The 13,597-nt window shown below is 29.7% G+C and carries 16 protein-coding genes and 1 pseudogene; 4 read left to right on the top strand and 13 right to left on the bottom strand.

Annotated features, from left to right (window positions below; translation table 11 throughout):
• Nucleotides 1–403 precede the first annotated feature (403 nt).
• Both OT390_RS02285 and OT390_RS02280 read right to left on the bottom strand, forming a co-directional pair.
• Nucleotides 404–1,141, bottom strand: coding sequence for a hypothetical protein (locus OT390_RS02285; protein WP_032586615.1), 738 nt, complete (start codon nucleotides 1,139–1,141; stop codon nucleotides 404–406).
• Nucleotides 1,134–2,360, bottom strand: a complete 1,227-nt coding sequence (locus tag OT390_RS02280) for a membrane protein (RefSeq protein WP_032582674.1) — start codon at nucleotides 2,358–2,360, stop codon at nucleotides 1,134–1,136. Before OT390_RS02280 ends, OT390_RS02285 begins: the two co-directional genes overlap by 8 nt.
• Nucleotides 2,361–2,487: 127 nt before the next feature.
• Between OT390_RS02280 and OT390_RS02275 the strand changes: the two genes are divergently transcribed.
• The gene (locus tag OT390_RS02275) at nucleotides 2,488–3,072 is read left to right on the top strand and encodes a YigZ family protein (protein ID WP_002881678.1); all 585 of its coding nucleotides are present in this window, start codon (nucleotides 2,488–2,490) and stop codon (nucleotides 3,070–3,072) included.
• A gap of 43 nt (nucleotides 3,073–3,115) precedes the next feature.
• Here the strand turns inward: OT390_RS02275 and OT390_RS02270 are convergent, their stop codons facing one another.
• The 6 genes and pseudogenes from OT390_RS02270 to OT390_RS02245 all read right to left on the bottom strand — a co-directional run bounded on the left by OT390_RS02270 (nucleotide 3,116) and on the right by OT390_RS02245 (nucleotide 6,858).
• Nucleotides 3,116–3,499 carry a hypothetical protein gene (locus OT390_RS02270; RefSeq protein ID WP_002860258.1) on the bottom strand — a complete coding sequence of 128 codons (384 nt, stop codon included), beginning with the start codon at nucleotides 3,497–3,499 and terminating at the stop codon, nucleotides 3,116–3,118.
• Nucleotides 3,500–3,575: 76 nt separating this feature from the next.
• Entirely contained in the window at nucleotides 3,576–3,911 is a 336-nt protein-coding gene (locus OT390_RS02265) for a hypothetical protein (protein ID WP_002859498.1), read from the bottom strand.
• On the bottom strand, nucleotides 3,901–5,478 hold the full coding sequence (locus tag OT390_RS02260; RefSeq protein WP_002796878.1) for an ABC-F family ATP-binding cassette domain-containing protein: 1,578 nt from the start codon (nucleotides 5,476–5,478) through the stop codon (nucleotides 3,901–3,903). Before OT390_RS02260 ends, OT390_RS02265 begins: the two co-directional genes overlap by 11 nt.
• Before the next feature lie 122 nt (nucleotides 5,479–5,600).
• Complete coding sequence (locus tag OT390_RS02255) at nucleotides 5,601–6,134, bottom strand: hypothetical protein (protein WP_002877268.1); 534 nt, start codon at nucleotides 6,132–6,134, stop codon at nucleotides 5,601–5,603.
• Entirely contained in the window at nucleotides 6,134–6,394 is a 261-nt protein-coding gene (locus tag OT390_RS02250) for a hypothetical protein (protein ID WP_002867938.1), read from the bottom strand. Before OT390_RS02250 ends, OT390_RS02255 begins: the two co-directional genes overlap by 1 nt.
• A gap of 42 nt (nucleotides 6,395–6,436) precedes the next feature.
• Nucleotides 6,437–6,858 (bottom strand): annotated as a pseudogene (locus OT390_RS02245) (hypothetical protein).
• Nucleotides 6,859–7,024: 166 nt separating this feature from the next.
• Between OT390_RS02245 and OT390_RS02240 the strand changes: the two are divergent.
• Nucleotides 7,025–7,234, top strand: a complete 210-nt coding sequence (locus tag OT390_RS02240) for a transcriptional regulator (protein ID WP_002778401.1) — start codon at nucleotides 7,025–7,027, stop codon at nucleotides 7,232–7,234.
• A gap of 60 nt (nucleotides 7,235–7,294) precedes the next feature.
• Nucleotides 7,295–8,251: a membrane protein gene (locus OT390_RS02235; protein WP_002859494.1), complete on the top strand. Its 957-nt coding sequence runs from the start codon at nucleotides 7,295–7,297 to the stop codon at nucleotides 8,249–8,251.
• A gap of 4 nt (nucleotides 8,252–8,255) precedes the next feature.
• On the opposite strand, the gene OT390_RS02230 is transcribed toward OT390_RS02235, so the two are convergent.
• Both OT390_RS02230 and OT390_RS02225 read right to left on the bottom strand, forming a co-directional pair.
• A complete protein-coding gene (locus OT390_RS02230) occupies nucleotides 8,256–8,828 on the bottom strand; it encodes a YceI family protein (protein ID WP_394535964.1) in 573 nt (190 codons plus the stop codon).
• Between the two features lie 73 nt (nucleotides 8,829–8,901).
• Entirely contained in the window at nucleotides 8,902–9,264 is a 363-nt protein-coding gene (locus tag OT390_RS02225) for an HIT family protein (RefSeq protein WP_052822778.1), read from the bottom strand.
• A gap of 107 nt (nucleotides 9,265–9,371) precedes the next feature.
• Here OT390_RS02225 and OT390_RS02220 point away from each other — a divergent pair, with 107 nt between their 5' ends.
• Complete coding sequence (locus OT390_RS02220; RefSeq protein WP_002859493.1) at nucleotides 9,372–10,076, top strand: putative metalloprotease CJM1_0395 family protein; 705 nt, start codon at nucleotides 9,372–9,374, stop codon at nucleotides 10,074–10,076.
• Between the two features lie 105 nt (nucleotides 10,077–10,181).
• Here the strand turns inward: OT390_RS02220 and OT390_RS02215 are convergent, their stop codons facing one another.
• The 3 genes from OT390_RS02215 to OT390_RS02205 form a co-directional block, all read right to left on the bottom strand.
• Nucleotides 10,182–10,877 carry a hypothetical protein gene (locus OT390_RS02215; protein WP_394535963.1) on the bottom strand — a complete coding sequence of 232 codons (696 nt, stop codon included), beginning with the start codon at nucleotides 10,875–10,877 and terminating at the stop codon, nucleotides 10,182–10,184.
• 205 nt (nucleotides 10,878–11,082) lie between these two features.
• A complete protein-coding gene (locus tag OT390_RS02210; protein WP_002867792.1) occupies nucleotides 11,083–12,804 on the bottom strand; it encodes a GMC family oxidoreductase in 1,722 nt (573 codons plus the stop codon).
• A 1-nt stretch (nucleotide 12,805) separates the two neighbouring features.
• Nucleotides 12,806–13,534 (bottom strand): gluconate 2-dehydrogenase subunit 3 family protein, encoded by a 729-nt coding sequence (locus OT390_RS02205; protein ID WP_406611505.1) that lies wholly within the window; start codon nucleotides 13,532–13,534, stop codon nucleotides 12,806–12,808.
• Between the last annotated feature and the right edge of the window lie 63 nt (nucleotides 13,535–13,597).

Here is a 13,597-nt window from a genome sequence, read left to right as displayed (position 1 = left end):
TTTAATCTTTTTAATTATTAGATTGAATAGATTTTACATAATTGCTTATGCCTAAATCTTTTCTGGCTCAATCGATCACTTATTTAGATTTCAAAGATTGACTAATAAGATTTGAATAACAATACTAAGTTAAAAGAACAAAACAAAAAATCATTTTTAAAAGAAAAGTTTTTAAATTAAAAAACAAGATTTATAAAAAAGCTTTTAGTTTATAAGACAAAAACCAAAAGAGTTAATTTATAAAATCTACTAAGCTAGTGAAACTTTATAATTTAAAAGATTTTAAGTCCTTTTTTCAAAAAAAGGAAATGAAAGTATAACCAATTAAACTTAAAAGTGTATTAAACAAAGGATTAAATAGTATAAATATTTGTGTAAGTATTTATATTAAGTATAATGGGGGCTATATTTTAGAGCACTCGTAATTTTTATTTTTTATACTAACAAATTGACTTTTAAGTGTTTTAAAATCTGGAATATAAGCATAACCGCTAAGCGTATCTATAACGATACAAAGAGCATGCTTTTTTGATAACAAACGTATAATGCAATCTGAATTATTCTTTGCTAAAGTTTTTTCATATGCATAATTGGCATTTTTTAACGGAGAATACACTCTGCCCATTTCATCAAATACTAATCTAGTAAATCCTGAACAAGATCCTTTGAATTCAACCTTTTCTATTCCGAATCTTTTTGTAAGATTAAATCTTTGTGTAGTTTTTTCATCATCTTTACTAATAACTCCACTTTGACCTGAATTCATTAATTTGTTATGATTGATTACATCAACAGCAATTTCTCTATCTATATTGATTTCAGTTTTACCTAAATTAGCATTTCCATCGCCATTTTTGTCCAAGAAAATAGTATATGTTTGATCATAACCTGTGGCAGCTGATTTTATAAAATAAATCTGCCATTTACTTTTAAACCACTCTCTTTTTGCGATAGCCAACTTATCAACTCTTATGCCTTCTTGCATCATGGCTAAACTTTGGGTATATTGGATATCATTAAGAATTTGTATTGCACCTTCTAGTAGATTGTCTTTTTTTAAGTAAAGACTGCCTAAATTAAAAACTATACCTAAAATGAGAATTATAAACACAAATTCCAACAAACTGAAAGCTTTAATCATAGTTTAAAATCTGATATACTTTTTCATATTTTCCAAGTTTTACTTTAACAATTTTTTTGTCCATATCATGCTTATCGCCTTGTTTTAAAGCTTTTAAATAAAACTTATTGCTATTTTTTATTCCATAAAATCGCAATCTTTTTTGCAAACTTGGGGCTGTTGCAAGTTCTAAAACATCTTGTTTTTTTAATTCTAGTGCCAATTCTTTAGCAAAATGATAATTATTGGCAAAATGACGATTTGGATTGTTTATAAAATAATACAATAATTGATTAGCGACGATTAAAAAGTAACAAAATATCAAAAAAATTATAGAACATTCTATAAAGATTTTATACCTTAATCGAAAAACTGGTAATCTCACCCTATAACTTTGCATTAAAGTTTTTATAAGCAAAGGAGTGCAAATAACACAAAAAGGCAAAAAATCATCTAAAAAAAGTTTTTGTCTTAAAGAAAGCAACAAACAAAATACAAATGTTACGCTCATTAAAAACCATAATAAATTTTTATATTTTTGAAAAGTCAAACGATAAATAGTATAAAAAAAATACACAAAAACCAAAGGAGAAAAACATGCAGCAAAAATTCCTAAGGTATCTAAAAAATAACCTCTTGGACGACCACCTGTATCAAAACCATAAAAACTGATACTCGCTCCAAACAAAACAAGAGATAAGGTAAATAAAATAGCATTTCTTTTATAAATCCCAAAAAAGAAAAAAGTTAAAAATAAAATATTAAAAGATTTATCAACAAATAATACTATAATCAATAATATATAAAAAAGCCATTTTTTTTCATATTCGTAAGCACATAATATAGCAAGGGTTAAAAAAATCACCAAAGATGCGGCATTAACCAGTAAAGCACTTGCAACAGTACCCGGCAATAAAACAAATAACAATAAAGCAAAAAAAGCATCAATTTTAGTTTTAGTATATTTTAAAGCTAGCAAATACAAAAGCAAACAACTTAAAAAATGAAAAAATAAAAAAGGAAGCCTTAAACCAAAATCATTTTGCCCAAAAATAAAAGTTCCAAAATGAGATATATAATAAAGCAAACTATGGGAAAAAATAAGTGATTTACCCTGCTCACCAAAATAAATATCAGCTTCATCAGCACTAATACTCAGTGTTGAAATTCCATAAAGCAAAGCCAACAAATCAAGACTAAGTAAAATGATGATAAGTTTATAATTTTTGATTTTTTCCATAATGAAAATTTTACAAAATTAAACTTAAAATATCAATGCAAATCATACAAATATCAAATATCTTAAAAATTAACATCAAATTGATTTTAGTTTTTATAAGTATAATTTTAAATAAAAGAAGGCAAAAATGCAAACTATTGATCAAATTTTTCAAACACAAATCGATATTAAAAAATCTATTTTCTTATCTTTTCTTTGCCCTTTTAAAGATTTTAAATTTTTAATAGAAACGCTAAAAAAAGAACATCCAAAAGCTGTTCATTTTGTCTATGCTTATCGTGTTTTAAATGATTTTAATCAAATTGTAGAAGATAAAAGCGATGATGGAGAGCCTAAAGGAACTTCTGGAATGCCAACTTTAAATGTTCTAAGGGGCTATGATCTTATCAATGCGGCTTTAATCACTGTAAGATATTTTGGTGGTATAAAACTTGGTACAGGGGGACTTGTAAGAGCCTATAGCGATGCGGCAAATGCCGTGATCAATAATTCTTCTTTACTTTCATTCGAATTGAAAAAAAATATAACCATTGCTATTGATTTAAAAAATTTAAATCGTTTTGAACATTTTTTAAAAACTTATTCTTTTAATTTCACAAAAGATTTTAAGGATTGCAAAGCTATATTACATATCAAATTAAATGAAAAAGAGGAGCAAGAATTTGAAATTTTTTGTAAAAATTTTGCACCTTTTGAAATAGAGAAATTATAAATTCTTGCAAGTAAATACAAAAGCTCCAAAATGGAGCTTTTGATTAAATTGCGTTCAATAAATCATTTAACAAAGTATTATTCTTACTTTGTTCATTTGCACCTTGTTGCGCAAGATCATTGTGAACGCTAGCACTTTGAGCTCTCATAGACAACTCGCCTTCATTTTGTCTAAAACGATAAGCGTAAACATTTGACATTTGAGCATAATTACTTAAATTTGAATTTGAGTTTTGCGCATTGCTTTGAAAACTATTGCTAGAATTTAAAGCATCTCCGCTTGACTTCTCATCCGCCTTATTTAATATATCCATAAAATCAGAATTTCCAGATGAAGAATAATCTTCAACCTGTTTATCCACCTGTTTATACTGACCACTAATAGCATCGTATTCATACGAGCTGATCGTTCTATAATTTACCTGCATAGTTTTCTCCTTTCAAAATATGCAAAAACTATACAAGCAAAAAGTATTCCTTTTTTTATGTAAAAATTAATGTTTTTCAATCATGATGAGTAGGCAAATGCTCCACATCAAGCTCATTATTGGCTATAAATTCTTCCTTGGCTTTTTTACAGTTTTCATCACGCATTTTGCGGTATTCATTGCGAATCGTGATTTCTTTATCGCTTAGAGGTCTATCTTCTAAAAAACTGATATGAAAATAAGTATCATCGCTCTTTGAATAAGTTTTATAAAAATCTATATAATCAAAATAATCCTTGCCATTATCAAACTCTACGACTTCTTCTATATAAATCGTAGGCCCAAAACCCTTGTGATTTTGCGTATAGTGCCCAAAACCTGCGCTGTATTGAATTCTAAATTTAGCCATCATTTTCTCCTAAAAATTCTTGATAAGTTCCACGAAAATCTGTAAGCTTACCATTTTCTAAATGCCAAATTCTATTAGCAAAAGCAGAAACTAACTCCCTATCGTGGCTGATACAAAGCACTACACCTTTGAAATTATACAAAGCTTCACCTAATGCAATAATACTTTCAAGATCTAAATGGTTATCAGGTTCGTCTAAAAGCAAGAAATTCGGACGCTCTAGCATTAAACGAGAAAGCATTAAACGATGTTTTTCACCCCCACTTAAACTTGCTGCCATTTTTTCTTGATCGCTGCCACTAAAAAGCATTCTACCTAAACACTTGCGGATTTCATCTAGATCTTTAAATTTTTCACTCATCAGCCATTCATAAAGTTTCAAATTTTCACAAATTAAATTACTTGCATCTTGAGGAAAATATCCAAGCTCTATAGTTGCCCCAAGATGTATAGATCCACTATCTGGATTTATAGCATTGGCGATGATTTTTGCCAAAGTACTTTTGCCCACACCATTTGCCCCGATCAAAGCGATTTTATCATTTTTTTCTATTTTTAGCTCCAAATTTGAAAACAATTGTTTATCATAAGCCTTGCCTATACCTTTAAATTCTAAAACTTCATTACCTATTTCACGATTGGTTCTAAAAACTATGCTAGGATCTCTACGGCTTGAAATTTTAATCTCTTCAAGCTCTAGTTTTTCAAGTGCCTTAGCACGGCTTGTGGCTTGTTTTGCCTTAGAAGCATTTGCGCTAAAACGGCGAATGAAATTTTCTAATTCTTCTCTTTCTTTTAAGGTTTTATCACGTTTAAGCTCAGCTTGTTTTGCCAAAAGCGTTGAAGCCATATACCAATCATCGTAATTTCCCGCAAAATCACGAATTTGTTTAAAATCCACATCTAAAATCCTTGTGCAAATTTTATTTAAAAAATGTCTATCATGAGAGATAACAACCAAAGTTCCTTCATGTCTTAAAAGCTCATTTTCAAGCCAAAAAATCGCCTCTAAATCAAGGTTATTTGTAGGCTCATCTAAAAAAAGCACATCCGCACCCAAAAACAAAACTTGAGCTAGTAAGACTTTAAATTTATCCGCACTTTGCAAGGTGCTCATCAAAGCATCAAAATCTTTAATCTTTAAAGAACTTAAAATTTTTTCACAACGCGTTTCACAATCATAATTTGGATCTTCTTCAGCCGTTATTATCTCAAGCTCACCTAAACGCTCATTGATCTCATCTGTAAATTCCTCGCTCATATAAAGCTTTTCTTTTTCTTTTAAGGCCTCATATAAACGCTTATTTGCACACATCACTGCATCTTTGATGGTGTAGTTTTCAAAAGCAAATTGATCCTGTCCTAAAACTGCGATTTTTAAACCTTCATCAAATACTATTTCACCACTACTCGACTCAATTTCTCCTGAAAGAATTTTCAAAAAAGTCGATTTTCCCGCACCATTAGCACCGATAAGTCCGTATCTTTGTCCTCGAACAAGTTTTAAATTAACATTTTCAAATAAAAGCTGATTTGCAAAACGCATAGTAAGATTTTTTACTTCAACCATGATTTTCCTTAAATTTTTTACTTATAAAAATTTTTAAGAAATTGTATCAAAAAAAGACTTGAAATTAATTAAGTATAAATTTTATATAGACAATGAAAATAAAATTTCATTGTCAAAATAAATTAATAATCTAAAAGTTCTACAAAAACTTGCTTTTTATCATCACTAAATCTAGCACTATAAGAAATTTGAGTTTCGTATTCCCCTCCATCAAATAAAACTCCTTTTAAAGCACCTCTTGAATATTTTTCTCGCATTTCATTAGGCATTTGTGGATAAGTAAATTTTAACTGACCCATACAAAAACTAGTTTTTTTATCCTTGCTATCTTTGGTTATAAAACTTTCAAAAGAAGTATAAACCACTTCATTGGCATAATCTTTCAAATCAAGCAAAGGTTTAAAATGCGCCCTTAAAACCCCAAGCGTATCTGTAGATAATGCAGCCTCTAAATCCCTTATATCCATACCATTAGAATTTATCCTTAACGCCCTTAAGGATTGTTCATTTAAACCGTATTCAACATAAACCCATTCATCATTATCCAAAATACTTTTTAGTGTAAGCTTAACATCTTCATCATCGCATTTTGGCTTATTGTTAAAACATCCTGTAAATAAAAAAACAAACATCAAACTTAATAAAATATTTTTCATTATTTCTCCATTATTATTTTAATAAATTCTATGATTTCATCATTTTTAGCACCATCTTGCCCCAAAAGACTTTTTAGTAAATCCGAGCTAAGCTGTGGAGGAAATATAAGATAAGAATTTATTGGAAAACCATTTGATTTTAAGCCTATGCAAAATTGTTCATCTTTATTTGTGTATGCTTTTCCTGCAACAATTTGATAGGTATCTTTCTCATAAAGTAAGGTAGGCTCTACTTCAAAAGGTGTATATTTTTCACTCATTTTCATCTCCATTCTTTCATTGGTTTTAAAATAAAATAATCATCACTGTATGATATTTGCAATTTTTTCATAATTTTGTTTGCGAAGTTTTTTACCTACTAAAAACATATCTACAATCCACCAAATAGTCCAATTGACTATCACTAATATATATATGCTATGTTCTGCAAAGATTCACTTGCAACAATATTAAAAATTATTGGAATAATCACAAATGCTAAACGCACAAAACCTAAAACCATATCACCTATCATAAAACGCCCTACTCCAAAAGGGCCAAATAAAAAAGTTCCTACCCAAAACACCAAAGCAGGGCTTTTTAGTTTAAGCATAGGAAGTTGATTTAACACATCTTTTTTTCTTTCTTCGCTTAAGCGTTCAAATTTTTCTTTTAGCGTAATTGCCGCTAAACCATCTCTTGGTAACTTATCGCCAATATTAGAAAGAACTGAATTAAAATCCATAACTTCTCCTTGAAAATTAAAAAATATCTCGAATTATTCCATACTATAACTTAATTAATATTGAAATATTAAATATATTTTATATAAAAGATTGAATATTTCAAGTGTTTTTAATAAAGAAATTTTAATGTAAAATTTTTTAAAGGCTAAATTTTTAAGGTAAAAAATGACAAAAAAGAGCAAGCGTGATATGGCATATGAACTAGACATTGATGTTAGCACTTTATATAATTGGAGAAAATATAAACCCAATTTATATCGTATTGTTATGCTTGGCTTTAAATTTGATGAACTTTTAGAAAATAGCAAAAAAACTCATGAAGAATTGCTTCATATAGAACAAACCATACAAGATGAAATTGCTAAATTTAAATAAAACCCGCTTTTAAGCTTTTTTCTATACAATTATCACTTTTATTAAAATCAAGGATTTGAAATGTTTTTATTAGATTTTTTAATATCATTGAGTTTTATTTTTGAAATTTCAGCTCTTGTGCTATCCTTTTACTTTAAAAATTCAAAAATTTTCTTTTTGACTTTAGTATTACTAGGAGCTAAGCTGCCTTATTTTTATACAAGTTTTTTTCAAGCTAATTTATTTGTGGCTTTGTTTTTACCTATGATTTTTACTCTATTTTGCCTTGGAAAACATCATGTTTTAATTTTAAATAAAAAAAATATCGCTTCAATTACAACCCTTATTTTTATAGGCGTTTTAAGCATCATTTTACCTAGAAATACTACTTTCAATAGCGCTGGTTTAGAATTCCATTTTATTACATTAAATTTTTTTAAACCTGTGAGTGAATTAGGATTTTTATTTTTTTTAGTCGGCTTAATACTCATTTTTATCAAAACTTTTAAAACTAAAGAATATTATCTTCTTATCGCATTTTTTGCTGCATATTTTCAGTTTTTATTCCAAGAAGGAACAGGAATAAGATATTTTGAATTTGCAAGTTTGGTTTTTTGTTTTTATCTTTTAAATCACGCTTATAGGTTAGCTTTTTTTGACACCTTAACAAAGCTACCCAATGAAAAAAGCCTTACACGCTTTACAAAAGGAAAAAACAACTATATCATTGCCTTGCTTCATTTTAATGAACTAAAAGATACCAAAGAAAGCTATACCAAACTCATTTTAAAACAAATTGCAAAAATTTTAAAACGCTTTAGAGCAAAAATTTTTATCGTAGAAAATGATTTTATTTTAATTTTTAATGATAAAAATCAAGCTTTAAATCATCTTGCTTTTTTAGAATCCACCTTGAAAAACACGGAATTTAATTTAGAAAATGAAAATTTTAAACCGGATTTTAAATTGATTTGGCAAGAAAGTGAAGAAAATTTGGATAAAAATTTACAAAGTCTAAGAGCAAGACTCTTAGACTAAAAAATTATTTTTCGTTCGCTTCAACTTCGATATTTAAATTAATATCATCACTTAAAGTAATAGTTGAAGTACTTGTTGCAAATTTAAAATCAGAGCGTTTGATTTTTCCATTTAAAGAAAATCCTATTTTTTCTTTTCCATCTTTGCCTTTAGCTACACCGCCGATTTCAGCATCTAAAACGATATCTTTAGAAACTCCAGCTATAGTTAAAGTTCCTGTCATTTTGCCTTTTTCATTATCGATTTTTTCATATTTTTTCATTGTAAAAGTCATATCAGGATATTTTTTTGCTTTGAAAAAATCATCTTGTTGTAAGTGATTATCTCTTGTTTGATTTTCTGTATTTACAGATGCGATTTTTATAGTTACATCAAGCTTTTTAAATTCAGCACTCGCAGGATCAAAATCAATCGCCGCAGAATAATCTTTGAAATTTCCTTTTACATTGCTAATTTGTAAATGTTTGATTTTAAAACCTACATCTGTATGTGCTTTATCTAAAGTATATTCTTTAGCAAACAAACCTGTGCTTAACAAAGACACCGCAACCAATGAACTCAATAAAACTTTTTTCATTTTTTTCCTTTTTTATAGTAATTTTCAATATAAAAATTTTATTAGATAAAACATAACAAATCATTAATAAAAATCAAAAAATTTTACTATTTAAAAATTTTATAAATTCTTCAAATTTAGGCAAATCAAGCTTTATTGTTTCTCTTTGCTGTTTTCCCCACATACACTCTGGAAAAAACGCATCTTCTTTAAATCTTGCCATAACATGAAAATGCACCCTTGGCACATAATTTGCAAAAGAGGCGATATTGATTTTTTCAGGTTTGTAAAATTCTATCATAGCCTTTTCACAAAGTAAAATTTTTTCAAAAAGTTCCTTTTGCAACTCTAAAGGACAATCGCTAAATTCTTTATAAATTTCTTTAGTAAAAATTTTAAGCCAAGGCACTTGAGCCTCCTCTTTCTCTATATAAATCAAATCATTTTCATAAATCATTACATTCCTTTGAAATTGTATTTATGATTATTTTACAAAATTTATCAAATTTTTAAGTCAAAATGCGTTAAAATTCCTAAAAATTTAAAAAACAAAAAGGAGGATAAATGCAAATTAGTTCAAGTTATAACTCTTATGATTACTACTCTAGCAAACCTTCTTTTGATAAAACAAATCAATCTGATTCCACTCAAAAAGATGAAAAAAATCTTAGTGAAAATAAAGATGATAAAGAAAAAAATGGCGAACAAACCCAAATGGTTAATGGCGTAGAGCTAAGCCAAAAAGAAGTAGCTCAAGTTCGCGAACTCCAAAGTATCGATAGAAATGTAAAGGCTCATGAAGCTGCGCATCAAGCAGCGGGTGGCGGCTTAGCAGGTGCTGCAAGTTTTACTTATACAAGAGGCCCTGATAATCAAATGTATGCTACAGCGGGTGAAGTTCCTATCAGCATGCAAAAAGGAAACACACCAGAAGAAACTATAGCCAATGCAAGACAAATCGCAGCAGCAGCTATGGCTCCTGCTGATCCTAGCCCACAAGACTATAAAGTTGCAGCAAATGCTGCAAAAATGGAATTTGAAGCAAGAGCTGAAGCAATGAAGCTTAAAGCCGAAGAAGCCAAAGAAAAAGAAGAAGAAAATAAAGAAAAAGATGACAAAAATTCAGAAAATAGCTTAGAAAAAACAGATAAAGATTCAAAAAACAACGATAAAAATTCAAATTTTGATAAAGACTTTAAAAATTTTGTTGCTAGAACTTATCAACAAAACTCACAAAATAACGACATTAAATTCAATATCGCATCTTAAAATTCTTAATTTAAATAAAAAATTTCCTTATAAAAACGATGACTTGAATTTGTATGTTAAGATATTTAACATTTTTTCTTTTTTATAATTTAAATTTTTGCATTTTCAAGCTTTTATATCTATACTTTTTGGTGCAGAATTTAAAGAAAGAATTTTATTAAATTCTCCTGCACTATCATCACTAAATTTCATACCAAAAAGAAGTTCTAATTCTTTACTAGTGTTAAATTTACCTTCTAATAGTTTTTTTACAAGCTCGTTTCTTGTACTATCATCTTTGTAAGTTTCTTTGTTTTTACTTTCTGCCTGTATAGGTTTGAAAGTTTTTTTGTCTTCTTTTTGATTGTTTTTATTAGCTAAGAACCTATCTATATCTTCTTGAGTAAGTGGCTTGCCAAGTTTATTAAAAAATTGTTTTTCTCTTTGCGCCCTTTCAGCACCCCATATTTTCTCAAATTCATTCATACTTGTAAGAGTTTTTAAAAGATCAACTTTTCGTCTAATAAGTGCGGTCAAATCTACGCCTTCTACAAGATAGTCTGTGCCAAATTCATTAAGTATTTTTATTTCATCCTTGCTTAGTTTATCTTCCATATATCTTTTATATAAAGAGTTTTCTACTTCTTTTACATCAGGAGATCCATTATAGCCATTTTCTTCTTTAAATTTTTCAAGATCTCCAAATTTTTTTATTATGGATTCATAATAAGCATCATCATCATTTTTAAGCACAGCTTTTTTATTGCTTGTGTTATTATTTGGATAATTGATATTTGTATATTGAGTATCAAAATTTACCATAGAAAACCCTTTTTTTATGATATTTTATTAAAATAATCTTGGATTCCAACCACCAAGAGCAGACTACATTTGCCTTTTTGTATAATTGTAGTTTAAATAAGAATTTATACCATTAATCATTTTTGCCTTCCTTGATATTATACTATATCGGAAGAAAATTAAAAATTTATAATCTTGAGAGTTTTCAAAAACTCTCAAGTTATTATCAAGCTAAGCTTTTTCCACTTTTATGATACTTTAAAATACCTTCAGCACAGCGATAAGCCAAAGCTCCTACAGTATCAGTTGGATTATATCCACTATTGTGTTGGAAATTTCCTGCTCCTACAACAAAAAGATTATCCGCATCCCAGTGTTGTAAATAAGTATTAACCACACTAGTTTCTCTATCTGCACCCATGGTTGTTCCACCTGTGTTATGAGTAGATTGATAAGGCACAACGCTATAATCCTTAAGATAAGCACCTTTTTTGATTGATTTTACTCCTTGCATTCTTTTTGCTACCTCAGCTGTTTTATCTGTGATAAATTTATGCAAAGCTCTATCTTGATCGGTGAAATTATAAGTTAAGCGTAAAAGTGGCATACCAAAAGCATCTTTATAAGTTGGATCAAGACTTAAATAATTATTCTTATGAGGCAAAGAAGCACCTTGTCCTGCTACGGTAATAGCTCTTGTGAAATTATAGTTTAATGCTTTTTTAAATTCAGCACCCCAAGTTGGAGCTCCTGCTGGAAGTGGGGCTGATTGTATAGGGCGAGTTCCAAGCTGAACGCTATAAATCATAGCTCCATGAAGGAATTTTTCCCTAGAATGATCAAAATTATCTCCGTTAAAATCATCACTCGTAGTTCCCAAAGCACCTGAACCCATGAAGGTGTTAAATTGCTCATCAAAGAAAGCTGTTGTACCCATGTTCATTTGATAACAATAATTTCTACCTAAAGTTCCTTTACCTGTTTTTGGATCGTATTGCTCACCTATGTTGCTTACCATTAAAAGCTTAGCATTGTTAAACATATAACTTGTAAGCACAACTATATCAGCAGGTTGAATATACTCTTTCATCGTTCTAGTATCGACAAATTTTACCCCCGTTACTTTTCCGTCTTTTTTAAGAATTTGCGTTACATTGCTATAAGTGCGTATAGTGTATTTACCTGTGCTCATAGCCTTTGGAATTACTGTGTTTAAAGGACTTGCTTTTGCGCCATACTCACAACCAAAACGCTCACAATACGCACAGTATTGACAAGGAGCTAAATCTTGACCATCAGGGTTTGTATAGCCACCTTTAGAATTTGAAGCTGGCAAACGATAAGTGTGTAAATTTGAACTTTTTGCTGCACTTTCAAATCGTTTAAGCATTTTAGTATTTTCAAGAGGTTCTTGTGGATAAGGACTGGATCTAAAAGCTCCCATTTTTTCCGCTAAAGGATTTGGCTCACCTGATACCCCACAGGTTTTTTCAAATCTATCATAATAAGGCTCCATATCCTTATAAGTCACACCCCAATCTTGCAAGGTATAATCATTACCTAATTTATTACCATATCTTTGTTTGCTTAGGGTTTGAATTTCAAAATCATAAGGCATAAACCTAAAAGTCCAACCATTCCAATGCACCCCTGCACCGCCAACATTATTACCCAATAAAAACGAACCCATTTTACGATAAGGCAAGGCTAAACCACTAGGATCATGGCGAAAAGTCACAGTGTCTTTCGAGCAATCTTGCATCAAACCATAATTAATCCCGTATCTCCACTCATCATGGATAAAATTAAAATTTTCAGTACTTTGCATATGTCCGCGTTCTAAACTAAGTACATTCAAACCTGCTTTAGTAAGCTCTGCAGCCACTATACCTCCAGTCCATCCTGCCCCAACTGTTACCACATCTACTTTTTTTAATACTTCAGCCATTTTAACTCTCCATATCTGCTAAACTCATAGGTTCAATGTTAAAAAATTCATCACTTGCAATTTTATCCACATAGCTCATTTGTGCGCCTGGATATTGCATCATTCTCCAACCATTTTTATTATCATTTCCGCCATAAATTGGATCAGCTAAAACTCCAGCTACTGTCATATCTCTTAAAAGAGTGAAAAAATAAGAAGATTTAAAACCCGTAGTTTGAATTTTTCCTTTTTCAAAATCGCTTAAAATTTTATCCTGATCTCCACCTTTAAGCAAAGAAAAAGATTTTTTATAACGCTTTTGAGCATTTTCTTCAAGAGCATGCACGCCTTCTAAAAAAATATCTTTGCGTTGCATAGGAGTTTGATAGCCTTGTTCGGCTTTGCCCTCCATGAAAGGCCCTTGCATATATTCTCTATCATTATAACCATAAGCACTAGCTAGCTGATTATCGATAAAATAAGGCACGCCTAAACCTATAGCTCCTTCTCCTTGCTCATCTTTAGGATAAATTCTTTCACAGGCTGCACTTAAGGTATCAAATTCAGTTTGAGTTTGAAAAAACATTCTACCTCTAATTTTATTTGATTTTCCTTGTGAAGCTTGATGCGAATGCGTAAGTTCTGCTGCCTTTAAAACAGCACTGCCACCTATAGTGCTAGCTGCTACTACAGAACCACCTAGAAGCCCTAGTTTAAAAAAGCTTCTGCGATCAATAATATTGTCTTGCATTACTTCTCCTTGATAATAATTTAAACAAGACTATATTAGTCCTATTAATATAAATTTAACTTT

Origin of the sequence: Campylobacter sp. CFSAN122748, from assembly GCF_045277125.1 — a bacterium.
GTDB lineage: Bacteria > Campylobacterota > Campylobacteria > Campylobacterales > Campylobacteraceae > Campylobacter_D > Campylobacter_D jejuni.
Note: the sequence above shows the minus strand (reverse complement) of the source record. Positions and strands in the feature narration are given on the sequence as shown.